We start from the raw sequence: 24,692 nt of genomic DNA on the forward strand, positions 1-24,692 counted from the left end.
GGCGGACCCGCTTTCGCCGCCGGCGAATCTGGGTTATTCGGAATTCCCATGCCGCGATATATTTTCATCACTGGCGGCGTGGTCTCCTCATTGGGAAAAGGCCTCGCTTCAGCCGCGCTGGGTGCGCTCTTGCAAGCGCGCGGGTACAAGGTCCGCCTGCGCAAGCTCGACCCTTATCTCAATGTCGACCCCGGAACGATGTCGCCGTACCAGCATGGCGAAGTCTATGTGACCGATGATGGTGCCGAAACCGATCTTGATCTGGGGCATTATGAACGCTTCACCGGTGTAGCCGCCGCCCAGAGCGACAACATCACCACTGGCCGCATCTATTCGACCATTATCGAACGCGAGCGGCGCGGGGATTATCTCGGGGCCACGGTGCAGGTCATTCCGCATGTCACCGATGCCATCAAGGAATTCGTCCTGTCGGATGCCGGCGATGTCGACTTCGTGCTTTGCGAGGTTGGCGGGACGGTCGGCGACATTGAGGGCCTGCCCTTTTTCGAATCGTTGCGCCAGCTGGGCCAGGAACTCGGCCGGGATAACGCCATCTTCCTGCACGTGACGCTGCTGCCCTACATCAAGGTGGCCGGCGAAATGAAAACCAAGCCGACCCAGCACTCGGTAAAGGAATTACGCTCGATCGGTATCCAGCCGGACATTCTGCTGTGCCGCTGTGAACAGCCCATCGATCCGGGCGAGCGCCGCAAGATCGCGCTGTTCTGTAACGTGCCGGAAAGCGCTGTCATAGAAGGTATGGATGCAGCGTCGCTGTATGATGTGCCACTGGATTATCACGCCAAGGGGCTGGATACCGAAGTTCTCAAGCGGTTCGGCCTGACGGACGCGCCGGAGCCGGACCTGACCCGTTGGGAAGCGATTTCCCGCACCATACACGAGCCGGACGGCGAAGTGACGATCGGCGTTGTTGGCAAGTATACCGGTCTTCTGGATGCCTATAAGTCGCTGAACGAAGCGCTGGCCCATGGCGGCATCGCCAACAATGTGAAGGTTCGCCTGAAATGGCTGGAGTCTTCCCAGTTCGAAAGCCCGGACACCTTTGGCCCGCTCGAGAATGTGCATGGTATCCTCGTGCCGGGTGGCTTTGGTGAGCGGGGTGCAGAAGGCAAGATCGCAGCTGTCCGTTTCGCCCGTGAACGGAAAATCCCGTATTTCGGGATCTGCTTTGGCATGCAGATGGCCGTGATCGAGGCGGCCCGCCATCTCGCAGGCCTGCCAAAGGCCAACTCGACCGAGTTCGGACCCAGCGAAGAGCCGTTGATAGGCCTGCTGACCGAGTGGACACGTGGCAATGCCGTCGAACGCCGCGGTGAAGATGACGATATGGGTGGCACAATGCGTCTTGGCGCCTACAAGGCGGCATTGAAGGCCGGCTCACGTGTGCGCGAGATCTACGGCACGGATTCAATCGAGGAACGCCACCGGCATCGCTATGAGGTCAATATCGGCTATCGCGATCAACTTGAGGCGGCCGGTCTGAAATTTTCCGGCTTGTCGCCGGATGGCGTGCTGCCCGAAATCGTCGAGCTGGAGGATCACCCGTGGTTTATCGGCGTGCAATTCCACCCGGAACTGAAATCACGGCCCTTCGAGCCGCATCCGCTCTTCGCCAGTTTCATCCAGGCCGCTGTCGAACAGAGCCGCCTCGTCTGATATTCTTGCATCCAAATGACTGCCTAGAGGCATCCCGTTAGTGGAGGGCCTCTGCGCGACAGGAGAGATGCATGAAAAATTGGCTTTTTGGCGGGATCGCAACCCTGGTTCTGGCCGGCACTGCTGCCGCCCAGTCGGATGATCGCAATATCAATATCGGAAATTTCGAACGGCTCGATGCGGGCGGACGGTTTGAGATCGTGTTCACGCCCGGTGACAGGCCCGGTCTTCGTTTCGAAGGTGATGCCGATGATATTGACGATATCGAATATGAATTGAACGGTGGCGAGCTCGAGATACGGCAAAACCGCCGGTTTTTCCGCTGGTTCGGCGGTGACCGCAGGCTGGATGTGACCATTCACGTCACTGGCCCCGGCGTGGGCAGCTTCCATTTTTCACGCGGGGTTGATGCGCGCCTTGATGGAATAGACAGCGAAGAGCTCAATCTGAGCGCGTCCACGGGTGCAGACGTCGATGCTGGCGGAAATTGTTCCTACGTTGATCTCAATGCCTCGACAGGTGCCGAGCTTGATGGACGCGATTTGTCCTGTGCGAACGTCGATGTGAATGCGTCGACAGGTGCCAGCGTCACGGTGAATGCCACCGAATCGCTGGATGCCAATGTATCGACGGGCGCGGATGTCCGCTCTCTATCAAGACCCGCGAATATCAGCATCAATACCAGCACGGGTGGCGATGTTCATATGGGTTCCAGCCACTAGCAGGTGAACGCATTTCAGGTGGTTGCCTTATTGACCAAGTGCAGGTATACGCGCCGGTCTTCGCAGGCGAGGGCCTGCACACGTGTTCATTTTCAGATGTGGAGAGACCTATGGCGGTCCCCAAGAGAAAAACCACCCCGTCCAAGCGCGGGATGCGCCGCAGCCACCACAAGCTGGCGAACCCTTCCTACGTGGAAGACAAGGATTCCGGCGAACTGCGCCGTCCGCACCACATCGACCTGAAGACCGGCATGTATCGCGGCAAGCAGGTTCTGGAGCCGAAGGAAGACTAGTTCCTCCGGTTCTTTCTGGATTAAGTGAACGCGCGGGGCTTGCACCCGCGCGTTTTGCTTTTATGAAGCGCCCAAAGCCCTTTCACGCTTTCAAGGAGCGCCCTCATGACCGCCATCGTCGACATTATCGGCCGCGAAATTCTCGACAGCCGGGGCAACCCCACCGTTGAAGTGGATGTCGTGCTCGAAGATGGCAGTCTCGGCCGGGCCGCGGTGCCGTCGGGCGCGTCGACCGGTGCTCATGAAGCGGTCGAGATGCGTGATGGCGGCAAGCGCTATGGCGGCAAGGGCGTGAAGAAAGCCGTTGAAGCCGTAGAAACCGAGATTTTTGATGCCATTGGCGGCATGGACGCCGAGCGTCAGCGCGACATTGACGAGGCGCTGATTGCGCTCGACGGTACCGACAACAAGGGCCGGCTTGGCGCGAATGCACTCCTGGGTGTGTCTCTGGCCACGGCCAAGGCTGCCGCAAACTCGCTCAGCCTGCCGCTCTATCGCTATATCGGTGGCACCAATGCCCGTGTTCTGCCGACGCCAATGATGAATATCGTCAATGGCGGAGCGCATGCGGACAATCCGATCGACTTCCAGGAATTCATGATCATGCCGGTCGGCGCGCCCAGCTTTTCCGAAGCGCTGCGCCAGGGTGTCGAGGTGTTCCATGCGCTCAAGAGCCGCCTGAAGGCCGAGGGGCACAACACCAATGTCGGCGACGAGGGCGGTTTTGCCCCGAATCTGAAGAGCGCCGAGGACGCGCTGGATTTCGTGATGTCAGCGATCGAGGCTGCCGGTTTCAAGCCGGGTGAGGACATCGCTCTGGCCCTCGATGTCGCGTCGACGGAATTCTACAAGAAAGGCAAGTATGTGCTCGAGGGCGCCGGCGAGGCGCATGATGCCGAGGGCTTTGCCAAATACCTCGCCAAACTGGTCGGTGATTATCCTATCATCTCGATCGAGGACGGTATGGCCGAAGATGACTGGGATGGCTGGGTCGCTCTGACCGAAGCTGTCTCCGGCAAGTGCCAGCTGGTCGGCGATGATCTGTTCGTCACCAGTCCGCGCCGCCTGGCCATGGGGATTGAGAAGGGGGCGGCTTCGGCAGTCCTGGTAAAGGTCAATCAGATCGGCACGCTGACGGAGACGCTGGAATGCGTCGAGATGGCATTGCGCTCGGGTTATGGTGCCGTGATGAGCCACCGTTCGGGCGAAACCGAGGATGCCACAATTGCCGATCTTGCCGTGGCGACCGGTTGTGGCCAGATCAAGACCGGCTCGCTGGCCCGATCTGACCGGACGGCAAAGTACAATCAGCTGCTCAGGATCGAAGCCCAGCTCGGTGCTCAGGCGCTTTATGCCGGTGAAGATCCGATCGCGATGTAATCGCCGGACAGGCTTGCCGCATTATCGAAAAAAGCGACGCGAAAGTGATTCGCGTAACCCTTGATTCACCCTGTTCGGTTTTACTGCTGCCCATCAAGACGCGGGGAAAACCGCGCTGATCATGGTGATGAGGTGGGCGCAGTATGCGATCCGTAAAACGACTATTTCCGTCCATGCTGTTCGCGATGATGATCGCGTATTTCGGCTATCATGCCTTGAATGGCGAGCAGGGCGTCCTGAACTGGCTGGTCGTCCAGAACCAGATCAACGAGATGGAAGTCGAGCTGGCCGAGACCCGGGCAGAGCGCGAAGGGCTAGAGATCCGCGCCGCACGCCTCCGGTCCGACAGCCTCGACCTGGACTATGTCGAAGAACGCGCCACGGCGCTGCTGAATATCGCCCATCCACGTGATTTCGTCGTCGAGATCGAGGCGCCCGAGGGCCGTTAGAACCCGAGACTCAGTTCAGATTCCGGCTTGCCGTAGGCGGCAACTTCCTGTTATGGCCACCCCAATGAACAGGGAGTGCGGACATTCGTTCGCATACGAAATAATGGCCGCCAAGAAAACATCCTCTCGAACCACCAAGACAGCCAGCGCGAAAAAGAAGGCTCCGGACGCCAAGGTCACCAAGGCGGACCTGATGACCTATTATCGCGACATGCTGCTGATCCGGCGTTTCGAGGAAAAGTCCGGCCAACTTTACGGCATGGGTCTGATTGCCGGTTTCTGTCACCTGTATATCGGCCAGGAGGCCGTCGTCGTTGGCGTTCAGGCAGCCCTGGAAGAAGGTGATCAGGTAATCACGGGCTACCGTGACCATGGCCACATGTTGGCCTGCGGTATGGACCCCAATGGCGTGATGGCCGAGCTGACAGGACGCGAGGGCGGTTATTCCAAGGGCAAGGGCGGCTCCATGCACATGTTCAGCCGCGAGAAGCAATTCTTCGGCGGTCACGGCATCGTCGGCGCGCAGGTTTCCCTCGGCACCGGGCTCGCCTTTGCTGACCTCTACAAAAGTAACGGCAAGGTCTGCGCCACCTATTTCGGGGATGGCGCGGCCAATCAGGGTCAGGTCTATGAGAGCTTCAATATGGCCAAGCTCTGGAACCTCCCGGTGATCTACATCATCGAGAACAACCAGTACGCCATGGGCACCAGCGTGGTGCGGGCTTCGTCCGAAACCCATCTGCACAAGCGCGGAGCGTCCTTCGGTATTCCGGGTGCGGAAGTCGATGGCATGGATGTCATCAATGTCCGTGAAGCGGCGGCCAAAGCCCGCAAGCATTGCGCCGAAGGCAAGGGGCCCTTCATCCTCGAGATGAAGACCTATCGCTATCGCGGCCACTCCATGTCTGACCCGGCGAAATATCGCACGCGAGAGGAGGTCGACGATATCCGCTCGCATCGCGACCCGATCGAAGGTGCCAAGAAGCAAATTCTCGAGGCTGGTTACGCCACCGAGGAGGAGCTGAAGGCAATTGACAAGGAAGTGAAGGCGATCGTCAACGAAAGTGCCGAATTCGCCAAGACCTCTCCGGAGCCCGATCCGGCCGAGCTCTGGACCGACGTCCTGGTGGAGAGCTAGGCCTTGTCCACCATCCTCCGTTTCCTCGGCGTATTTATCGCCCTGAACCTGATCGCACAGAGCTTTGTGCTCTGGTCGGGCTTTGCCATGGAATCGGTGACCTTCATCATGTGGACGGTGGGCCTGGCGGCCATCATCACCCTGAAATGGGAAGGCAAGGGGCTCGGCGATCTCGGCTGGCAATGGGGTGAAGGGCGCTATCACTGGATCGCGCTTGGCCTGCCTTTCATCTATGGCACCATCGCCTACAGTCTCGCCGGCATGATGGGCTGGGCCCAATTCGCGACACCCGACATGCAGGCCGCTTTTCGCGCAGACGGTCCGCTGGCAAACTGGGACAGCGCGGTAGCGCTGTTGCCGACCGTGCTGATCGTCTTTGCTGCCGGAGTTGCGAACTCATTCGCCCGTGCGCTTGGCGAGGAAATCGGCTGGCGGGGTTTTCTGACGCCGCGCCTGACACAGGCCTGGGGCTTCGCTTTGGCCACGCTGGTGACCGGCCTCTTCTGGGGCGTCTGGCATTTCCCGGCGCTTCTGTTCAGCGAATACAATGCGGGCGGAAACCCGATCTGGGAGATGATCTCTTTCCTGGTGCTGGTGGTCTCGCTGTCCGCGCCCATGGCCTGGCTCCGGTTGAAATCCGGCTCGCTCTGGCCGGCGGCGACATTCCATGCGGCCCACAACGTCTTCATCCAGCGGATCCTCGATCCGATGGCGGCCCGCAATGAGGGCGACATCACCATGGTCAGTGAGTTCGGAATCGTCCTTGCGATTGTGGCCGCTCTGGTCGCCGCGCCATTCTGGTTTTGGGGCATCCAGTCCTTCCGCAAGGGAGGCACCGCATGACCCCCGGCGAATTCCTGAAGAAATGGCATGCCGCCGTTGAAAAACGCGATGCTTCGCTGATGGACGAGATCATCGCTGAGGGCTGCGAGCTGCATTCCCCTGTGGTCTGGAAGCCGACCACCGACAAGGCCTATCTCATTCACATCCTGCAGGGGGTCATCGATACCGTCGATGGCTTCGCCTACCGCGAGGAATGGGTGAAGGATAACGGGATCATCCTCGAATTCACCGGTACTGTCGCCGGCAAGGGACTGGTAGGGATCGACAAGATCACCTTGGGCGAAGATGGCCGCATGATCCGGCTGGAAGTCCTGATCCGCCCGATGAACACCTATATCGAATTTGCCACCCGCATGCGCGACCACGTAGCGACCTTTCAGAAGGAAGACGCCTGATGGTCAGCTCGCCGGATAAACATGAAGGAGGCGAATTTTGACGTTACGAACGGTTCTGACTGTCGCGATTGGCGCCACGCTGATCGCTCCTGCCCTGCAAGCGCAAACGCTTCGGGAACGACTTCAATCGCGTCAGTTGCGAGCAGGTGAACAGACTCTGACGATATCCTGCCCTGCCGCCTCCATGGATGGGCGCCTACAGCTCGGTGGCGAAGAATTGCCGGATACCATCCCGGGCACGGGTGACATTGGCGAGGGCGGATGGCAACGCTCGCCCTATGGCGGTTATGCTTGGACGTTTGAAGTGCTGAGTCATGGCGTCAACGCTTCGAACGGTGGACTTTTCTGTGTTTACGGCCCTGCAGATGGCCCGGCGGGCAGTGGCGTTCAATTGAACGGCCTGGTGTCCTTCAGCTACCGCATGCCCGCTCCCGGCAATGGATACGATTGTCAGGCTGGTGATGAATTTACTTTTGTCTGCACCCGCCCATTGCGTGCCACGACACGGCCCCAACGGCGGAACTGATGATTTTGCGTACTCCGAAAATTCTCTTCACGACGGAACAGAATAATGCCGATTGAAGTTCTCATGCCAGCGCTCTCGCCCACCATGGAAGAGGGCAATCTCGCCAAATGGCTGGTGAAGGAGGGCGATAGCGTTGCCTCCGGTGACGTCATCGCCGAAATCGAGACCGACAAGGCGACGATGGAAGTCGAAGCCGTGGAGGAAGGAATTGTTGGCAAGCTGCTGGTGGAAGAAGGCGCGGAGGGCGTGAAGGTCAACCAGCCCATCGCCATTCTGCTGGAAGAGGGTGAGGATGCCAGCGCCATGGAGGCCGCTCCGGCACCCAAAGCCGAGGCGAAGCCGGAACCGGCAGCCGATCCGACGCCGGCGATCGATGAGCGCCCGGCCATGATGGTGGCGCATACAGCTGCTAGCGATCCGGAGGTGCCGTCCGGCACGGACATGGTCCCGACCACGGTGCGGGACGCTCTGCGCGATGCCATGGCCGAGGAAATGCGCCGCGACGAGACCGTTTTCGTCATCGGTGAAGAGGTCGCAGAATACCAGGGCGCCTATAAGGTCACCCGCAATCTGCTGCAGGAGTTCGGCTCCAAGCGCGTTGTCGATACCCCGATCACCGAACACGGCTTTGCTGGTCTGGGCGTCGGCGCGGCTTTTGGTGGTCTGAAGCCCATCGTCGAATTCATGACCTTCAACTTCGCCATGCAGGCGATCGACCACATCATTAACTCGGCGGCCAAGACGCTCTACATGTCCGGTGGCCAGATGGGCTGTCCCATCGTGTTCCGCGGCCCGAACGGCGCGGCCAGCCGCGTCGGCGCCCAGCACAGCCAGGATTATTCCGCCTGGTATGCGAATGTGCCCGGCCTGAAGGTGATCGCGCCCTATGACGCCGCCGATGCGAAGGGACTGTTGAAAGCCGCCATTCGCGATCCGAACCCGGTTGTCTTCCTCGAGCACGAGCTGATGTATGGCGAGACCTTCGATGTCCCGGACATGGAGGATTACATCCTGCCGATCGGCAAGGCGAAGATCCGCCGCGAGGGCTCGGACGTGACCATCGTCGCGCATTCCCGCATGGTCGGTTTCGCGCTGCAGGCCGCCAAGGAGCTGGCGGGAGAGGGGATCGACGCCGAGGTGATCGATCTGCGCACGCTGCGTCCGCTGGATACCGACACGGTGATCGAGAGCGTGAAGAAGACCAATCGCATTGTCTGTGCGGAGGAAGGCTGGGGCCAGCATGGCGTCGGCGCCGAGATCGCCGCGCGCGTGGTCGCCGAGGCCTTCGATTATCTCGATGCCCCGCCCGCACGCGTCTTCCAGGCTGACGTTCCGCTGCCCTATGCCGACAATCTCGAAAAGCTCTCCCTGCCGGGCAAGGATGATGTCGTCCGCGCGGCGAAGCAGGTGTGTTATGTGGGATAAGGTGTTTCGGTCTGCTGGATTGTCCGATCCCGGTGCTCTTCTGCGCCCGGGCGTGAACTGGCGATTGGAGGAAACTCGAATAGACGGTTCGATTATAGAACTCGTCCTGAGCGAGTATAACGGCACAGAAGTTCGTAAGATACGGTTTTCACCCCTCTATTTCTCCCTCGCAGACGAGTTTTCCGAAGCGTATTCAGGCCTGCAACAAGAACATCAGGCGAGAATGGAGGCGGGGGACGATGACTGGTCCGTGGGTCGTGTCGGTAACCAGATCGGGGCCAATTTTCCGGGCCTTGCATCCGATTACTTTGACCTGCGCGCGTATCAGCTCTCTGCGATGGAGTGGCATTTGCGCTTTGTGAGCAAAGGTAAGCCTCAGGTCGCGGTTTCGGCGCGATGATCGAAAGCCTCACCAAACCCCGCAGCGGTGGCTGCCATTGTGGCGCGGTGCGCTTCACGGCTGATCTGCCCGATCAGATTGTCGGCCTGTCGTGTAATTGCTCGATATGCGCGATGACCGGTTTTATTCATGTCATTGTCGATCCCGAGCAGTTCCACCTGGAACAGGGCGAGGACGCGCAGAGCGAATACACCTTCAACACCCATACGGCGAAGCATCTCTTCTGCAAGACCTGCGGGGTGAAGAGCTGGTATTACCCGCGTTCTCATCCGGGGAAGATATCGATCAATCTGCGCTGTTTTGACAGCGATCAGAATCTTTCGGGCCGCATCGTCGATTTCGACGGCGCCAACTGGGAAAAGAATATCGGCGAGATCAATCCGGAGCTGGGTAATTGACCGAAGCGGATGTCATCTCGCTCCTCGTGGAGTTCATGCATGTCCTGCTGGCCGGGATAACGATCTATTTCTCGATCGTCTCGGCCTACATCGCCGGGCTCTACATGTTCCTCGCCCGCGCTCATATTTTCCTGAAACTGGTCGCTTTCCTGTTCTTTTCGCTGATCTTCTTCTTCCTGATGCAGTTCAACTACGGTGCCGGTGTCTTCCAGCGGGGACTGGTCGATACGCTGGCCGAACTGCAAGCGTCAGGCGTCGATCTGTCAGCGGCCGGGGAAACCGCTCTGGAATCAGCCCGCGCGGGATTGAACCAGAAAGTCCGGACCGTGATGTGGCTCGGATCGGCGGCGACTTATGCCGCGCTTTTTTACCTGACCTTCTTTCATAACTGGCGGTTTCTGATGGGTGAGAATTCCGATGAAGCCATGCTAAGGAGGCAGCGTTGAGCCTTTCCCGGAAAATCGAAAATGTCGCCCGGTTTTCGATGGCGAATGAAGTGAGACAATGTCATGCCCATTGAAGTCCTGATGCCCGCCCTGTCACCCACCATGGAAGAGGGCACGCTGGCCAGATGGCTGGTCAAGGAGGGCGATAGCGTCGCTTCCGGCGACCTGATCGCCGAGATCGAGACGGACAAGGCCACGATGGAAGTCGAGGCCGTGGACGAAGGCAAGATCGGCAAGCTTCTGGTGGCGGAAGGCTCGGATGGCGTGAAGGTCAACGAAGTCATCGCACTTCTGCTCGAAGACGATGAGGATGCTTCTGCGCTTGAAGGCTTCAAGGCGGGCGGTGCGGCCGCGCCGGCACCCGCCAAGGAAAGTGCGCCTGCCACTCCGTCGAAACCGGAAACTGCTGCGACACCAGCGCCGGAGCCGGTAAAAGCGGCGACACCGGCCACAGGCGATCGCATCAAGGCGTCTCCGCTGGCCCGCCGCATGGCGACCCAGTCGGGCATTGATTTGTCGGCTGTGGTTGGAAGCGGCCCGAATGGCCGCATCGTCAAGCGGGATATAGAGAGCTTTGATGGCAAGACAGCCGGCGCTCCAGCCGCAACGTCTGTCGCGTCGGCCATGACCGCGCCCGATACGCCGCGCGAGATCAGCCAGGACGAGCCGCTGGCCGCCTATGGCATTTCCGCCGACCGCTATGTGGTTGAGAAGGCCGATAACATCACGAAGATTTCCGCCAAGCGCTTGTCGGAGAGTTTCCGCGACGTTCCGCACTTCCCGCTGAATGTTGATTGCGAGCTCGACAGGCTGCTGGCCTTCCGCAAGGAGATGAATGAGCGCGCGCCCGACGGCGTGAAGGTGTCGGTCAACGACATATTGATCAAGGCGGCGGGCCTGGCGCTGAAATTCGTGCCGGAAGCCAATTCCTCCTGGATCGAGGATGGCCGCATTGCCCGCCACAAGCATGCTGACGTGTCGGTCGCTGTGGCGATCGAAGGCGGGCTGATCACGCCGATCATCCGCGATGCCGATACCAAGGGGTTGGCGCAGATTTCTTCGGAGATGAAGGATCTGGCGGCGCGGGCCCGCGATCGCAAGCTGAAGCCCGAGGAATTCCAGGGCGGCACGTTCTCGCTGTCCAATCTCGGCATGTTCGGCATCAAATCCTTTGCCTCCATCCTCAATCCGCCGCAGGGCATGATCCTGTCGGTCGGTGCCGGCGAGGAACGCCCGGTGGTGAAGGACGGGGCCTTGGCCAAGGCGACAGTGATGACAGTCACGCTGACCTGCGATCACCGCGTTGTGGATGGCGCCACCGGTGCCAAGTGGATCGCGGCGTTCAAGGGCTTCGTTGAAGACCCGATGACGATGTTGATGTGATGATTCGGACGATCAACATCGCCGAAAAACACGCCCAGTTCGATGCGCCCTGGTCGCCCAAACGCGTGGCCAAGGTGGACAATTACGACATCAAACTGGCCAAGGGTGAAGGCGAGTTCGCCTGGCACAAACATGATGAGGAAGACGAAATGTTCCTCATCACCAAGGGCGTATTGCGGATTGAGATCGAAGGGCAGGACGATGTCGTGCTGGGCCCCGGCGAATTCTGCGTGATCCCGAAGGGTGTACGCCACCACCCGGTCTGCGTTGAAGCGCCGGTCCATATCATGTTGTTCGAGAGAGCCGGCGTCACCAATACCGGTGATAATCCGGACAGCGATCTGACACAGGAACTTGTCGACCTCTAGAGGCCGAACTTTTCCAGTGCCGCTTTCGCAATCGGCTCACCCCATTCCTGCACGAAATGGCCGCCCTCGGCGATTTCCATCGGTTCCGGACATCCCTTGATCAGCTTTTGCAAAGCGCGCATGGCGGGCGGACCGAGAACCGGATCCTGCATGCCGATCGCCATGAAGCTTTCACCGGACCAATCCGCGTTCCAGAACTTGGCCGCCGCCATGTTGGTATCGACGCCTTCCATATCCGGCGAGATCTGGACCAGCATGGGAAAGCGCCGCGCTCCCGCCATATAGGTCGGATCCGGGAAGGGCGCCTGATAGGCAGCGATTTCGTCCTCGTCGAGAATAGGCGTGGCGCGCTTCATCAGATCGCCGACGTGAAATTCCGGATTAGTGGCGACGAAGTCCCGCCAGGCCATGAAACCCGGCCCCGGATCGCGGCCGATCCCGAGCCCGGTATTCATCACCAGCAGGCGGGTGAAACGATCCGGATAATCCATCGGAATGGAAAGTCCCAGCAATCCGCCCCAGTCCTGACAGACCAGGCAGACATCTTTCAGGTCCATGTATTCGAAGAAGGCCTTCAGCGAATTACGATGGAAGTGGAAGGTGTAGTCCTCATCATTCACCGGCTTGTCGGACCGGCCGAAGCCGAAGAAATCCGGCGCGACGACCCGATATCCGGCGTCCAGGAAAACCGGGATCATCTTGCGGTAGAGATAGGCCCAGCTGGGCTCGCCATGCAGGCAGAGAAAGACCGGTGCATCCGTCGGGCCTTCATCGACATAGTGCATGCGAAGGCCTTCATAGCCCGGCAGATCGTCCACATAGTGCGGCGCATAGGACCAGTCTTTCAGATTGGCAAAACGCTCTTCCGGCGTGCGGATGGCTTCAATGGTCATGATCACTCTCCCTCGCTGGCCCGCAGCATGCCGTGGACTTGCAGGTCTGCAAACCCGCCTTGCGTTTGAAGCATTGATTTTTCACCGCCCAGCCGCCAAACCGGAGGCGGATATTGCGAGGAGTTTCAGGCATGGCCGACCAGTTCGACCTTATCGTGATCGGCAGCGGACCGGGCGGTTATGTCACCGCGATCCGCGCGGCCCAGCTGGGCATGAAAACGGCCATCGTCGAGCGCGACCAGCTTGGCGGCATCTGCCTCAACTGGGGTTGCATCCCGACCAAGGCGCTGCTGCGTTCCTCCGAGATCTATCATCTCATGCACCGCGCCGATGAGTTCGGCCTGTCCGTGAAAGACATCAGCTTCGACATCAAGAAAGTCGTCGAACGTTCCCGCAAGGTGTCCGGACGCCTGTCCGGCGGTGTTGGCATGCTGATGAAGAAGAACAAGATCACGGTGATCGAGGGCACAGCGCGCCTTGAGAAAGGTGCAGCGGCCCCGAAGGTTGTCGTCACCGGCAAGGACAAGAAGGACACGGCCTACACGGCGAAACATGTCATCCTGGCGACCGGTGCCCGCGCCCGGACCATCCCGCAGGCCGGCCTTGAGCCTGACGGCAAGCAGATCTGGACCTATCGCGAAGCCATGGTTCCCGAAGACATGCCGAAATCCCTTCTGGTGATCGGGTCTGGCGCCATCGGAATCGAGTTTGCCAGCTTCTATCACACGATGGGTGCGGACGTGACGGTGGTCGAGATGATGGACCGTGTCCTGCCCGTCGAGGACGAGGAAATTGCGGCTTTCGCTGCCAAACAATTCAAGAAACAGGGCCTCAATCTGATCACCGGCGCTCAGGTCGAGAAACTCGACAAGGGCGCGAAATCGGTAAAGGCCACCATCAAGACCAAGGACGGCAAAAGCCAGACCATCGAGGTCGAGAAAGTCATCCTGGCCATTGGCATTACCGGCAATGTCGAAAATCTCGGCCTCGAGGACCTCGGCGTGAAGGTCGACCGCGGCCATGTCGTGATCGATGGCTATGGCGCCACCAACGTCAAAGGCCTCTACGCTATTGGCGATGTCGCCGGTCCGCCCTGGCTCGCGCACAAGGCCAGCCATGAAGGCATTATCTGCGTCGAGAAAATCGCGGGTCAGAACCCGCATCCGATGGATACGTCCAACATTCCCGGCTGTACCTATTGTCATCCCCAAGTGGCGTCCGTTGGCTTGACCGAAGCGAAAGCTAGGGACGCCGGTTATGAGGTCAAAGTCGGCCGTTTCCCCTTCGTCGGTAATGGCAAGGCCATCGCGCTTGGCGAGGACCAGGGCCTGATCAAGACAGTGTTCGACGCGAAAACCGGTGAATTGCTGGGCGCGCACATGGTCGGCGCGGAGGTGACCGAACTGATCCAGGGCTTCATGGTGGGCAAGGTGCTCGAGACCACCGAGCAGGAATTGATGCATGCCATCTTCCCGCACCCGACGCTTTCGGAGATGATGCATGAAAGCGTGCTGGATGCGTATGGACGCGTTATCCATATCTAGGCCACTGTCGGGGAGGGCGGAATGGCATTTGAAACCGGTATCGGCGCAAACCAGCTGACTTTCGGATCCCTGTTCCGGATTTTCTTCTGGACGGGGTTGGCTTTCTGGATCCTGTTCGGCGTGCTGATGTCCTTCCTGTCGCTGGCCGGCATGGACACGGTTAGCTGGAACGGCGCGCCGGTCTACGGTATTGCCGGCTTTGTGACCGGCATGCTGATCTCGTTGATCGCAGGTGCCATTTTCTCAGCGCTTGCCGGCGTTTTTTCCGCTCTGATCGTCAAGTTGCTCGGCAGGTTCTTGCCACTTGGCAATCTCCGTTCCAGCCAGCAGAGCTTTGCCAACGTCTCGACAGTCTTCAGCGACGACAGCTGATCCTGCATCCAATTTTCCAGCTTCCTGCATCATTGATCTGAATGCCCCGGACCGGGGCCGGATACAGGGAGCGATCTGATGAAAGCCATTCTTTGCCTTGCCGCCTCAGCAATTGCGTTGGCCGGCTGCAGCTATTCCAGCCACGGATCGGCTGAAAACCGCTCGTTCGAGCGTGCCGGCATCGTCGCCGCCGGCGACCTCAATGCCTCAGGCAATGCGGATTATGCCGGCGTGTTTGTGGATGCAGGCGGTGTCATCGACCGCGACCTCACCCTGTCGGGTGCAAATGTCGTCTCCGATGCGAGTGTCGGCGGCAATCTGGAGATCGAAGGCGCCAGAATCCGGTTCACGGGCCGCGTAAATGGCGACGCCGAAATTACCGGCGCGACAATGTATCTCGATGGCTATTTCGGCGGCCGTCTGGAGGTCCTGGGCGCACGGGCCACGATTGATGGTGATATATTGGGAGCTCTGGATGCGATGGGCGCACGGTTCAATCTGGAAGGCCGTTTCGCTCAGCCGGTCCATGTCGTGGGAAGCCGGGGTGATAATGGCAATGGCCGGAATGGCCGCGTCGTGATCTCCGGAAACCTGGAGCAGGGCGGTTATATCTGTGCAACGCAGGTCGATTTCCGCGCCGGAGCGTCCGCTTCAGGGCCTCTGGTGGTCGTTGCCGAGAACCGCCCGGACTGGGACGGGGATATCAATTATCTGCCGCTCAATGGCCGCGATTGCGAGGATGTCGCTCGCGGCTAGTTCATCGCCGGCCTTGATCTTGACTTAAAAATTCAGAACAGTGCGCCTCGGAAGGGGCTCTCTTGATCCTGAAGGGAGCTTGAAATGACGAAATCCATGCTTTTCCTGGCAGCCTCGGCTGTCGCCCTGGCGGCATCTCCTGCGTTTGCCCAAAATCAGAATGTCTCCATGTCTGGCATCGTCGTCGACTATTCCGGCGAAGTGTCTGGTGATGGAGACTTCTCCGGTGCCACGGTAGAGGTCAGCGGCACTTTTGGCCGCGACCTCGAAGTTTCCGGCGCATCCGTTGAAGTCGATGCCAATGTTGGCGAAGACCTCGAAGCCAGCGGCGGTGCCGTGGAGGTTTCGGGAACCGTCGGCGGTGATGCAGAAATAAGTGGCGGCGCTGTCGATATCGACCTGCAGGTCAGTGGACGCAGCGACATCTCCGGTGGTGCGATTGATGTCACCCGGAATTCCAGCTTTGCCGGCGATGTGGAGATATCCGTCGGTGCGATGGAATTTGCCGGTCATGCCCAATCGGACCTCGATATCGAATTCGGTGATATGGACTTTACCGGACAGGTTGACGGCGTGGCGGACTTCAGGGGTCACAACCGTGAAGGCTTTTTCCGCCGTCGTGACCGCAGCGAAGTCGAAATCAGTGGAACCCTCGCCAGCGGCGGTGAGATCTGTGCCCATGAAGTGCGTTTCATGGATGGTGCACAGGTCAACGGCCCGCTGACCGTTCGCGCTGACAGCGAGCCTGAATACGCTTCAGGCTTCGATGCTTCGAATGTGACATATGTCGATCGTGACGGTGAACGCTGCCGCGACTAGTCCTCGCCTCTGGCGAGCTTTTCAATTGCGACATAGTTGATCTTGCCAGTGCCCAGAACGGGGATCTCGGAGACCGGGATCACCCGTTTCGGGATGGCCAGTTCGGCAATCCCGTGACTGCGGGCAAAGGCTACCATCTCGCCGCGTTCCGCATTCGCATATTCCGTGACAATCACCACCTGCTCACCCTTCTTGGGGTCGGGCAGGGTGACGGCGGCATGAAGACAATCCGGCCAGAGTGATGTGGCGATGTTCTCGACCACGGCAAGAGACACCATTTCGCCACCGATCTTGGCAAAGCGTTTCTGTCGTCCGCGGATCTGGACACAGCCTTCTTCGTCGAACGCGACAATGTCACCCGTGTCATGCCAGCCATCTTTGGGCGGGTGAATGACACCCGGCTGATCGGCATAGATGTAGCCCTGCATGACATTCGGGCCTTTGACGTGCAGGCGGCCACCTTCCTCGATACCGTCAACCGGCTCGAGACGTGCCTGCATGCCCGGAATCAGACGTCCGACTGTGCCCGGCTTGTTCCGTTCGGGTTGATTGACGGCAATGACTGGAGCCGCCTCCGTGGCGCCATAGCCTTCCAGCACCAGGAGGTCGAATTCACGCCGGACCATGGTCCGGGTTTCATCTTTCACCCGCTCGGCACCGCAAACCACGAAGCGCAGGCTGTCAAAGTCACCTTTTTCGGCAACCCGCGCATACTGGTTCAGGAATGTGTCGGTTGCGAACAGGACGGTCGATTTCGTCTTCCGGACCCGTTCCATGATTGTCTTGCCCTGCAATGGGCTGGGATGAAGCACAGCAGGAATGCCGACCAGCAGCGGCAACAGAAGCCCGCCTGTCAGGCCAAAGCTGTGGAAGGTCGGCAGCGAGTTGAACACGATGTCCGTTGGCAAAATGTGGACGTGAGCCCGGGCCTGTTCAACATTGGCCACCAAATTCATGTGGCTGAGCGCCACGCCTTTCGGATCGCCCTCTGTCCCTGACGTGAACAGGATGACAGCAGTATCGTCCGGGCTGACCCTGGGCGCGACAAGACCGGGAAAAATCGGCCCGAGTACAGCCTTGATCTTGTCGACCGTGGAGATCTCCTCCCGGACATCCTCCAGATAGATCATCTCATGGTCGGCCTTCAGCTGGCTTTCCAGCTCTTCCAGGCCGCCAAGTTCGATGAATTTCCGGGCCGTTACGATCTTCGTGGCCTCCGCACCGCGGCACGCCGCCTTGATGGCCTTTGGGCCCGCGGTGAAATTCAACATGGCGGGCACGCGTCCATAGGCATTCAACGCGAAGAAGGCGATGCCAGCCCCCGCGCCCGTCGGCAGAAGGACGGCGACCTTTTCGCCTTTCTCGGTGTGCCGGGTGAGGGCGGAGCCCAGTGCAAAGGACGCTCGCAGGATTTCATTGTAATCAAGCTTGCGGCCGTCCGCGTCGATAATGACAACGGTCTTCCCGCCGACCTTGGATTTGGCGCGCATCATCGCCTGCACGACGGTCTTACGGGCCCGGCTCAACTTGAATGGCACGCCCTCGATCTGCGGCCAGGACGATGGATCAATCGGCGGTGGAGCGTCGCCATCTGTTGTCATGTCGTCAGGCAAGGGCGTGGCTTCTGCAACAGTGGAGGCGGGCGCTGGATCCTCTGGGTCGGCCACTTCCGCGGACTCTTCGTCCACTTCTTCCGGTGCCGCCACTTCGGTATCGCCGGTATCGCTGTCTGGACTTTGGACACGATCGGCCTGGAATTCGGCCGGCATTTCCACCTCATCCGATTCCAATGCTGATGCATCGTCCGCCTTGCTGCGGTCGGTCATGGCATACTCCCCGTGAGACGCGATTGACGCGCTTTTCTCTGATTGACGCCGACGTTAGGCCCTCACTGCAGTCAAGAAAAGCCCGAAATTCCGTTCTGGCGCTGAATAAAATCAGTCCCGTACTGAAATAATTTATCGAAAAACGAAAAATCGCTTTCATATCGAAATTCGATATGTTAGAAACGAATCGTCGCTGGGGAGCGTGTGAGGAGATTGGTGTCTTCCTCATGAGTCTGGAGTTTTCAGGCATGAAAGTCATTCTTGCCACGAGCGCCGCACTGGGTGCTCTGATGGTTGGCGGGTGCGCGGACAGTGCATCGGCGACGGTTCATATGTCCGGCGCTGGTGCGTATTCGTCTGCTGACGGCCAGCACGTTTATGATCAGGACGGCGACGTCTCCCTGATGGGCAGCGATATGTCGGTCAGCGGCCGCATTGGTGGTGCGCTTTCCCTTATCGGTTCCGATCTGGATGTCGATGCCGACATCGGCGAGGGCATGTCACTTGTCGGATCCGATATCACATTCAGCGGCAGCGTCGGTGGCAATACAAGCATCGCCGGTAGTGACGTCGAATGGGCCGGCACCTCGGGCGGAAGTGTCGAAATTGCCGGCAGCGATATTGAATGGTCCGGCTCGGCTGATGATGGACTGGCAATCGCTGGCAGTGACGTCGGCATTGACGGCCGCATCGGCGAGGACGTCGATATTGCTGGAAGTGATGTTGAACTGTCCCAGGCGACAAATGTCGGCGGCGATCTGTCAATCGCGGGTAGCGATCTCATTATTCATGGCACGATCGGCGGCAATGCTGATCTGGTTGGAAACAGCATCGAGATGGATGGCCGGATCGAAGGTCGTCTCCTGGCGGTTGCGTTTTCCCGCAGCGGCTGGAGCTGGACAACCGATAACAGCCATCACCGCATCCGTATCAATGGTGCGGTCGGCGAGGGCAGTGCGGTTTGTGCCCGCCGTGTTGAAATCGGCCCGGAGGCCGATATTTCCGGCACGCTGGCTGTCTTCGCAGAGGATCCGCCTGTCTTCACAGACGGTGCCACTCAAGCCGATGTAAATTTTGAAGAAATTGGTGATCGCGACTGCGATGACCTGCTTGAGCCCTATGACCGCTAACCCGGTCATCCCCTTATCCTTCACGCCGGGGGGCGAACGGAGGTAATGATGTTTTTCAGAACGCTTCTTCTGGCTGCCGGGCTGGCAGTCTTTCCAGGCGTCAGTGCGCAGGCCCAGCATTTTGGCGGGCATGTCGAGTTCCAGAACGTTGATCGTGATGGCGAACTCGTCGTGATTGCCGGGTCGGCCGAGGTGTCCGGCCGCATTCGTGACGATCTCACGGTTTACGCAGGCAGTATCGAGGTCGATGCCGAAATTGACGGCGACACGCAGATCGCCGGCGGCAACGTGATGGTCACCGGCCATACCCGCGGGGATGCCGAAATCGCTGGTGGTTCCGTCGAAATAGAAATGAATATCGACGGCAATGCCGACCTTGCCGGCGGTTACGTCACCTACACGGGTGCGATCGGCGGCAATCTTGATGCCGGAGCCGGCATCATGGAGATCGGCCGTAACGCGGTGATCAATGGCAGCAGTGATTTTGCGGGCCAGGAACTGATCTTGCGCGGAACATTCCGCTCTGACGTCGACATTTTCGCAGAGGAAGTGGTCCTGGAGGGAACTTTCGATGGCGATCTCGATATCGAGGCCGAACGCCTGACAATCGCTGACAGCGCGGTGATCAACGGGCAAGTCGTCTATGAGGGTCCGAGAGAAGCCCGCATTGCGGAAGGTGCCACGCTGGCGTCTCCGGTCGACTATACCTATCGGGATATTGTCATTGACTGGGACGAACGCCATTTCGATCATATCAATCTTGATCTGGATATTATTCCGGCAGCGCCGGTCTTTATCGGACTGGGAATCGCCTTTGACTTCCTGCTGGGCCTTCTCGCCATCATTTTCATGCCGCGCGGCGTTGCCCGGGTATCGCGCAAGTTTGCAAAGCGGCCGCTGGCATCCTCCTTCGTTGGGGTGCTTCTATTCCCCATGGGATGGGTCATGCTGCTGATGGCCGGGATCGTGCTGTTGGCTGTGACACTGGTCGGTATCCTGCTGATCCCGTTCTGGGTCACCTTTGCGCTTCTCGTGCTGATGCTGGCCTACCCGCTGGGCTGTATCGCGGTCAGCGAATGCATTCTGCAGCGCACCGGCATTGCCAAAACCGGTACCGGAATCCGCATTCTAGGCCTTCTGGCGACGCTGATCCTGGTGGCGGCTCTCTGGGTGGTTCCGCCGCTCGCCATCATTGCCGGCTTCATCCTGTCCTGGATTGGTCTGGGTGCATGGATGTTTGCCGCCTTTGGCCGCAAGGATGATTTGCCGCCGGCCAATGAGGCAGCGGCTGAAGCCGAGGCTGTCTGAACCTGGATTGCGGGCGGCGCTTGAAGCCGCCCGCAACTAGCGCCATGTTGCGCCGCAATGGCTAAACTGATCGATACTCTATCGGAGACGCCGCGCCCGCGGCATCCGGAAAAGGCTCACAGGCCTGACAATCCAGTCCAGCGCAAGCCGGACTGGATTCGTGTTCGTGCCCCCATTGGGAAGGACTATTCCGAGACCCGCAAGATCGTGAAGGACAATAACCTTGTCACGGTTTGCGAAGAGGCGGGCTGTCCGAATATCGGCGAATGCTGGACCCAGAAGCACGCCACTTTCATGATCCTGGGCGATACTTGTACGCGGGCCTGCGCCTTTTGCAACGTCAAGACCGGTCTTCCCGCTCCCGTCGATCATGACGAAGCGGCGCGCATAGCCGATGCTGTCGTGAAAATGGGTCTGGAGCACGTCGTGATCACATCGGTTGACCGGGATGATCTCGATGATGGTGGCGCGCAGCATTTTGTCGATGTGATCAACGCCATCCGCTCGGCCTCACCGGCCACTACGATCGAGATCCTGACACCGGATTTCCTGCGCAAGGACGGCGCGGCCGAAGCTGTGATCGATGCCCGGCCAGACGTGTTCAATCACAACCTGGAAACCGTGCCGAGGCTCTATTTGTCGATACGTCCGGGCGCCCGCTATTTCCATTCCCTGCGCCTGCTGGAACGCGTGAAAGAACGTGATCCATCACAATTCACCAAGTCCGGCCTGATGGTTGGCCTTGGTGAAAGCAAGGAAGAGGTGATGCAGGTCATGGACGATATGCGTTCGGCCGGCATCGACTTCCTGACCATCGGCCAGTATCTGCAGCCCACCCGCAAGCATGCCGCTGTCGCGCGTTTTGTTGAGCCCGAAGAGTTCAAGGCCTACGAAACGATTGCCCGGGCCAAGGGCTTTCTGATGGTCTCGGCCACACCGCTGACCCGCTCCAGCTATCACGCTGGCGACGATTTCCAGCGGCTGCGTACAGCCCGGGAAAAGGCGCTTTCGAACTGATGACGACGGATGTCGTGGAAACCATCAGGGTGCGTCATGCGCCCGCCGATGTGTTCGAGCTGGTTTCAGACGTTGAACGCTATCCCGACTTCATTCCCTATCTGACGATGCTGCGGGTGCTGGAGCGGGTGCCTGTGGAAGATGGTGGGGAGATATTCACCGCCGAAGCTCTGGTCCGCTTCAAGATGGCCAAGGAACGCTTTGTCACGCGTGTTGCGGCGCATCCTGAAAATTTCACAGTGCATGTCGGGCTGATTGACGGCCCGTTCCGGAAGCTCGAAAACCACTGGCATATAACGCCGCTTCCGGATGGGTCGTCACAAGTCGATTTCAGCGTCAGCTTCGAGTTTGCGAACATGTTCCTAGGCATGCTGATGCGGGCCAACAAGGAACGGGCGGTCGCTTTTCTGATCGATCGCTTCGTCGCCGAGGCCGCACGCCGTTATCCCACTGTCGGCAATTCGGAATTCGGTGGTCTACGAACGATCCACGCCGAGCAATAACATTTCCAGGGCTTCCTTCACGGCGGCCTGTCGAACCTCGTCCCGGCCGACATCACCGAATTCCCGTACACGTGACAATAGCGTATCCGTCCCGGCTGCGAGGCCAAAATGGACGAGGCCCGCCGGCTTGTGATCACTGCCGCCGGGACCGGCGATTCCGGTAATTGAAACCGCAACATTTCCCCGGGACGCCGAAAGCGCCCCGATCGCCATCTCGCGCGCAACTGTTTCAGAAACAGCACCATGGGTTTCAAGGCTTTCCACGCTCACCCCCAGAAGATCGACCTTCGCCTCGTTGGAATAGGTGATGAAACCCCGATCAAAGACATTGGAAGCGCCTGGAACGCGCGTGATCGCTGCGGCGGCCATCCCACCGGTGCAGCTTTCTGCGGTGACTAGCACCAGCCTTCTTGTCTCAGCCTTTTTGACGAGGTGGACCGCCAGAGCCGCAATTTCCGATTCCAGATCATTCATGGCGTGTCACCGTCACACTGGCGTGGGCAGCGATACCTTCCTTGCGGCCCGTAAAGCCGAGTCCTTCAGTTGTAGTCGCCTTGATGTTGACGGCAGAGACCGGCAGGGCCAACAGGCCGGCAATGCGTTCGCGCATGATATCGCGATGCGGCCCGATTTTCGGCACTTCACAAATGATCGTCAGATCGGCATGGATGATCCGGCTGTTCCGGGCCTGGGCAAGGCTGACAGCGTGCGCCACAAATTCCGATGACGCAGCACCTCGCCAGCGTTCCTCCGATGGCGGGAAATGCTGGCCGATATCACCTTCACCAATGGCGCCGAGAATGGCATCGGTCAATGCGTGCAGCGCGACATCGGCATCGGAATGACCGATCAGTTCATAGGGGCAGGGGATCAGCACGCCGCCCAGCCAGACGCCGGTTCCGGGCCCAAGCCGGTGTACGTCATAACCTGTGCCATGAATGCACAGGGTCGGTCTTGTAGCGGTATCCGGCATGAAATCCTCGGCAAAAGTCAGCTTGATATTGGCAGGATCGCCATCGACAAGAGCTACCTCAAGGCCTGCCGCCCGCGCCAGACTGGCTTCATCAGGGAAGTCCCGGCCGGAATTTTCCCGGAATGCGGCGCGTAGCGCGTCATATGCAAAGGCTTGTGGCGTCTGGGCCCGAACCAGGAAATCACGATCAACGGCTTGATCAATCCTGTCACCCTTCCGGGTAAAGGTTGCATCTGTCTGGGGCAGAACCGGAATAGCCGCGCCTGTTGCATTCGCCGCATCAATTAGCCGGTCAATCATTTCGGCGCTGATGAAGGGACGGGCCCCATCGTGAACCAGAACAAGGTCAGGGGCACGGCTTTCCAGCGCCGCCAGTCCGGCAAGAACGCTGTCAGACCGGTTATCGCCTCCAAAACAATGATTTACATCCAACCCTTGAATGGCCGAATTAAACAATCGCTGATCATCGGGGTGAATGACGACCATCATTTCCGAGATCGCCGGGTGGCCCATGAATGCCCTGACAGTTCTGCGGATGACCGGTTCGCCGTCCCAGTTGCGAAACTGTTTGGGCAGCCCGACACCGGCGCGTTGGCCGCGGCCTGCGGCGACAATCACAACGGAGATGGATTTCTGGCTCAACGGCACCCTGTTGTCCTGCTTGTGATTTACCATTGGTATCTATAGGTTCCGCCCGCTTTTGAAGCCAGTGACTGTTGACAGCAAGATGATCCAGATCGGACCACACAGGATTGTTGCCCGGGTAATGCTCGCGCCGATGTCGGGCGTGACCGATCTGCCGTTTCGTGAGCAGGCAAGGGCGTTTGGCGCGCGCCTCGTCGTCAGCGAGATGGTGGCAAGTGAGGAATTCGTCACAGGTGGCAAGCAGGCCTGGGGCAAGGCGGCAATGGATGACGGCGCCGGCCTGAAGATCTTGCAGCTGGCCGGCCGTGAAGCGAAATGGATGTTCGAAGCCGCCCGCATTGCCGAAAGCGAAGGCGCCGATGTCATCGACATCAATATGGGCTGCCCGGCCAAGAAGGTGACGAATGGTCTGTCCGGTTCCGCGCTAATGCGGGACCTTGATCATGCCCTTGGTCTGATCGAGGCGACTCTGTCGGCCGTGAGTGTGCCGGTCACCCTGAAAATGCGGCTGGGTTGGGACGATGAGACCATCAATGCGCCGGCGCTGGCCGAGCGGGCAGAAAAAGCTGGTGTAAAACTGATTACGGTCCATGGCCGGACCCGTCAGCAATTCTACAAGGGCCAGGCGGACTGGAAGAAGGTGAGGGCGGTCAAGCAGGCCGTTGATATCCCGGTCGTCGTCAATGGTGACATCATCGATTCCCGGACCGCCTTGCAGGCCCTGGATCAATCGGGCGCCGACCTGGTCATGGTAGGCCGTGCGGCTGAAGGACGCCCCTGGCTGATCGGTGAACTGGAAGCCGAACTTTCAGGCGAGCGGAGCAATGCTTCCATCGCTTCCAAGATTTCCGGTCTTCAGGCCCAGTTGGAGTCTTCGCTGCGTTTCTACGGTGATCATATCGGCCTGCGGATGATGCGTAAGCATTTCGCGGCGTTTATCGCAACAGAAGCGCCGGAATTTTCCGGAGCGCGACAGGCCCTGTGCCGCAATGACGATCCGGCCGAGGTTGTTCAATTGCTGAAGCGGCTGGGCCAGGCTGCTCCCATGGCCGCCTGACCATCT

The 24,692-nt window shown here is 59.3% G+C and carries 28 protein-coding genes; 24 read left to right on the plus strand and 4 right to left on the minus strand.

Annotated features, from left to right (window positions below; translation table 11 throughout):
* The first annotated feature begins 48 nt into the window (after positions 1-48).
* From pyrG to V0U79_RS01010, 15 genes are all read left to right on the plus strand, one after another.
* On the plus strand, positions 49-1,677 hold the full coding sequence (gene pyrG, locus V0U79_RS00940) for a CTP synthase (RefSeq protein ID WP_330197581.1): 1,629 nt from the start codon (positions 49-51) through the stop codon (positions 1,675-1,677).
* Between the two features lie 71 nt (positions 1,678-1,748).
* Complete coding sequence (locus tag V0U79_RS00945; protein ID WP_330197582.1) at positions 1,749-2,399, plus strand: head GIN domain-containing protein; 651 nt, start codon at positions 1,749-1,751, stop codon at positions 2,397-2,399.
* Positions 2,400-2,509: 110 nt separating this feature from the next.
* Entirely contained in the window at positions 2,510-2,692 is a 183-nt protein-coding gene (rpmF, locus tag V0U79_RS00950) for a 50S ribosomal protein L32 (protein ID WP_109260304.1), read from the plus strand.
* Positions 2,693-2,797: 105 nt separating this feature from the next.
* A complete protein-coding gene (eno, locus tag V0U79_RS00955; protein ID WP_330197583.1) occupies positions 2,798-4,072 on the plus strand; it encodes a phosphopyruvate hydratase in 1,275 nt (424 codons plus the stop codon).
* Between the two features lie 143 nt (positions 4,073-4,215).
* A complete protein-coding gene (locus V0U79_RS00960) occupies positions 4,216-4,521 on the plus strand; it encodes an FtsB family cell division protein (protein WP_330197584.1) in 306 nt (101 codons plus the stop codon).
* Between the two features lie 103 nt (positions 4,522-4,624).
* On the plus strand, positions 4,625-5,659 hold the full coding sequence (gene pdhA, locus V0U79_RS00965) for a pyruvate dehydrogenase (acetyl-transferring) E1 component subunit alpha (protein ID WP_330197585.1): 1,035 nt from the start codon (positions 4,625-4,627) through the stop codon (positions 5,657-5,659).
* A gap of 3 nt (positions 5,660-5,662) precedes the next feature.
* Positions 5,663-6,502, plus strand: coding sequence for a CPBP family glutamic-type intramembrane protease (locus V0U79_RS00970; protein ID WP_330197586.1), 840 nt, complete (start codon positions 5,663-5,665; stop codon positions 6,500-6,502).
* The gene (locus V0U79_RS00975; RefSeq protein WP_330197587.1) at positions 6,499-6,897 is read left to right on the plus strand and encodes a hypothetical protein; all 399 of its coding nucleotides are present in this window, start codon (positions 6,499-6,501) and stop codon (positions 6,895-6,897) included. The genes V0U79_RS00970 and V0U79_RS00975 overlap by 4 nt, the downstream gene beginning before the upstream one ends.
* A gap of 37 nt (positions 6,898-6,934) precedes the next feature.
* Positions 6,935-7,423 (plus strand): hypothetical protein, encoded by a 489-nt coding sequence (locus V0U79_RS00980; RefSeq protein ID WP_330197588.1) that lies wholly within the window; start codon positions 6,935-6,937, stop codon positions 7,421-7,423.
* A gap of 45 nt (positions 7,424-7,468) precedes the next feature.
* Entirely contained in the window at positions 7,469-8,848 is a 1,380-nt protein-coding gene (locus V0U79_RS00985; RefSeq protein WP_330197589.1) for a pyruvate dehydrogenase complex E1 component subunit beta, read from the plus strand.
* The gene (locus tag V0U79_RS00990) at positions 8,838-9,248 is read left to right on the plus strand and encodes a hypothetical protein (RefSeq protein WP_330197590.1); all 411 of its coding nucleotides are present in this window, start codon (positions 8,838-8,840) and stop codon (positions 9,246-9,248) included. The genes V0U79_RS00985 and V0U79_RS00990 overlap by 11 nt, the downstream gene beginning before the upstream one ends.
* Entirely contained in the window at positions 9,245-9,646 is a 402-nt protein-coding gene (locus V0U79_RS00995; RefSeq protein ID WP_330197591.1) for a GFA family protein, read from the plus strand. Before V0U79_RS00990 ends, V0U79_RS00995 begins: the two co-directional genes overlap by 4 nt.
* On the plus strand, positions 9,643-10,092 hold the full coding sequence (locus tag V0U79_RS01000) for a hypothetical protein (RefSeq protein ID WP_330197592.1): 450 nt from the start codon (positions 9,643-9,645) through the stop codon (positions 10,090-10,092). Before V0U79_RS00995 ends, V0U79_RS01000 begins: the two co-directional genes overlap by 4 nt.
* Before the next feature lie 63 nt (positions 10,093-10,155).
* The gene (locus tag V0U79_RS01005) at positions 10,156-11,475 is read left to right on the plus strand and encodes a pyruvate dehydrogenase complex dihydrolipoamide acetyltransferase (protein WP_330197593.1); all 1,320 of its coding nucleotides are present in this window, start codon (positions 10,156-10,158) and stop codon (positions 11,473-11,475) included.
* Positions 11,475-11,843 (plus strand): cupin domain-containing protein, encoded by a 369-nt coding sequence (locus V0U79_RS01010; RefSeq protein WP_330197594.1) that lies wholly within the window; start codon positions 11,475-11,477, stop codon positions 11,841-11,843. The genes V0U79_RS01005 and V0U79_RS01010 overlap by 1 nt, the downstream gene beginning before the upstream one ends.
* Here V0U79_RS01010 and V0U79_RS01015 read toward each other — a convergent pair.
* Positions 11,840-12,736 carry a haloalkane dehalogenase gene (locus V0U79_RS01015; RefSeq protein ID WP_330197595.1) on the minus strand — a complete coding sequence of 299 codons (897 nt, stop codon included), beginning with the start codon at positions 12,734-12,736 and terminating at the stop codon, positions 11,840-11,842. The genes V0U79_RS01010 and V0U79_RS01015 overlap by 4 nt on opposite strands.
* Positions 12,737-12,867: 131 nt before the next feature.
* On the opposite strand from V0U79_RS01015, the gene lpdA reads away from it, so the two are divergent.
* The 4 genes from lpdA to V0U79_RS01035 all read left to right on the plus strand — a co-directional run bounded on the left by lpdA (position 12,868) and on the right by V0U79_RS01035 (position 16,227).
* Positions 12,868-14,280 carry a dihydrolipoyl dehydrogenase gene (gene lpdA / locus V0U79_RS01020; RefSeq protein ID WP_330197596.1) on the plus strand — a complete coding sequence of 471 codons (1,413 nt, stop codon included), beginning with the start codon at positions 12,868-12,870 and terminating at the stop codon, positions 14,278-14,280.
* 21 nt (positions 14,281-14,301) lie between these two features.
* Positions 14,302-14,652, plus strand: a complete 351-nt coding sequence (locus V0U79_RS01025) for a hypothetical protein (protein WP_330197597.1) — start codon at positions 14,302-14,304, stop codon at positions 14,650-14,652.
* A 78-nt stretch (positions 14,653-14,730) separates the two neighbouring features.
* The gene (locus tag V0U79_RS01030) at positions 14,731-15,408 is read left to right on the plus strand and encodes a hypothetical protein (RefSeq protein WP_330197598.1); all 678 of its coding nucleotides are present in this window, start codon (positions 14,731-14,733) and stop codon (positions 15,406-15,408) included.
* 84 nt (positions 15,409-15,492) lie between these two features.
* Positions 15,493-16,227 (plus strand): AsmA family protein, encoded by a 735-nt coding sequence (locus V0U79_RS01035; RefSeq protein ID WP_330197599.1) that lies wholly within the window; start codon positions 15,493-15,495, stop codon positions 16,225-16,227.
* Here V0U79_RS01035 and V0U79_RS01040 read toward each other — a convergent pair.
* Positions 16,224-18,053: an AMP-binding protein gene (locus V0U79_RS01040; RefSeq protein ID WP_330197600.1), complete on the minus strand. Its 1,830-nt coding sequence runs from the start codon at positions 18,051-18,053 to the stop codon at positions 16,224-16,226. The genes V0U79_RS01035 and V0U79_RS01040 overlap by 4 nt on opposite strands.
* A 248-nt stretch (positions 18,054-18,301) precedes the next feature.
* Here V0U79_RS01040 and V0U79_RS01045 point away from each other — a divergent pair, with 248 nt between their 5' ends.
* The 4 genes from V0U79_RS01045 to V0U79_RS01060 are packed head-to-tail and all read left to right on the plus strand — an operon-like array spanning position 18,302 to position 22,011.
* Complete coding sequence (locus V0U79_RS01045) at positions 18,302-19,183, plus strand: hypothetical protein (protein WP_330197601.1); 882 nt, start codon at positions 18,302-18,304, stop codon at positions 19,181-19,183.
* Between the two features lie 48 nt (positions 19,184-19,231).
* Positions 19,232-20,491, plus strand: coding sequence for a hypothetical protein (locus V0U79_RS01050; RefSeq protein WP_330197602.1), 1,260 nt, complete (start codon positions 19,232-19,234; stop codon positions 20,489-20,491).
* A 57-nt stretch (positions 20,492-20,548) separates the two neighbouring features.
* Positions 20,549-21,508: a lipoyl synthase gene (lipA, locus tag V0U79_RS01055; protein ID WP_330197603.1), complete on the plus strand. Its 960-nt coding sequence runs from the start codon at positions 20,549-20,551 to the stop codon at positions 21,506-21,508.
* Positions 21,508-22,011 (plus strand): type II toxin-antitoxin system RatA family toxin, encoded by a 504-nt coding sequence (locus V0U79_RS01060; RefSeq protein WP_330197604.1) that lies wholly within the window; start codon positions 21,508-21,510, stop codon positions 22,009-22,011. The genes lipA and V0U79_RS01060 overlap by 1 nt, the downstream gene beginning before the upstream one ends.
* On the opposite strand, the gene V0U79_RS01065 is transcribed toward V0U79_RS01060, so the two are convergent.
* Together V0U79_RS01065 and V0U79_RS01070 are read right to left on the minus strand one after the other, a co-directional pair.
* Entirely contained in the window at positions 21,985-22,485 is a 501-nt protein-coding gene (locus tag V0U79_RS01065) for a CinA family protein (protein ID WP_330197605.1), read from the minus strand. The genes V0U79_RS01060 and V0U79_RS01065 overlap by 27 nt on opposite strands.
* Entirely contained in the window at positions 22,478-23,632 is a 1,155-nt protein-coding gene (locus tag V0U79_RS01070; protein ID WP_330197606.1) for a bifunctional 2-C-methyl-D-erythritol 4-phosphate cytidylyltransferase/2-C-methyl-D-erythritol 2,4-cyclodiphosphate synthase, read from the minus strand. The genes V0U79_RS01065 and V0U79_RS01070 overlap by 8 nt, the downstream gene beginning before the upstream one ends.
* 79 nt (positions 23,633-23,711) lie before the next feature.
* On the opposite strand from V0U79_RS01070, the gene dusB reads away from it, so the two are divergent.
* Complete coding sequence (gene dusB / locus V0U79_RS01075) at positions 23,712-24,686, plus strand: tRNA dihydrouridine synthase DusB (RefSeq protein ID WP_330197607.1); 975 nt, start codon at positions 23,712-23,714, stop codon at positions 24,684-24,686.
* Positions 24,687-24,692 lie beyond the last annotated feature (6 nt).

The sequence above is a fragment of the Hyphobacterium lacteum genome (assembly GCF_036330345.1).
Classification (GTDB): Bacteria; Pseudomonadota; Alphaproteobacteria; order Caulobacterales; family Maricaulaceae; genus Hyphobacterium; species Hyphobacterium lacteum.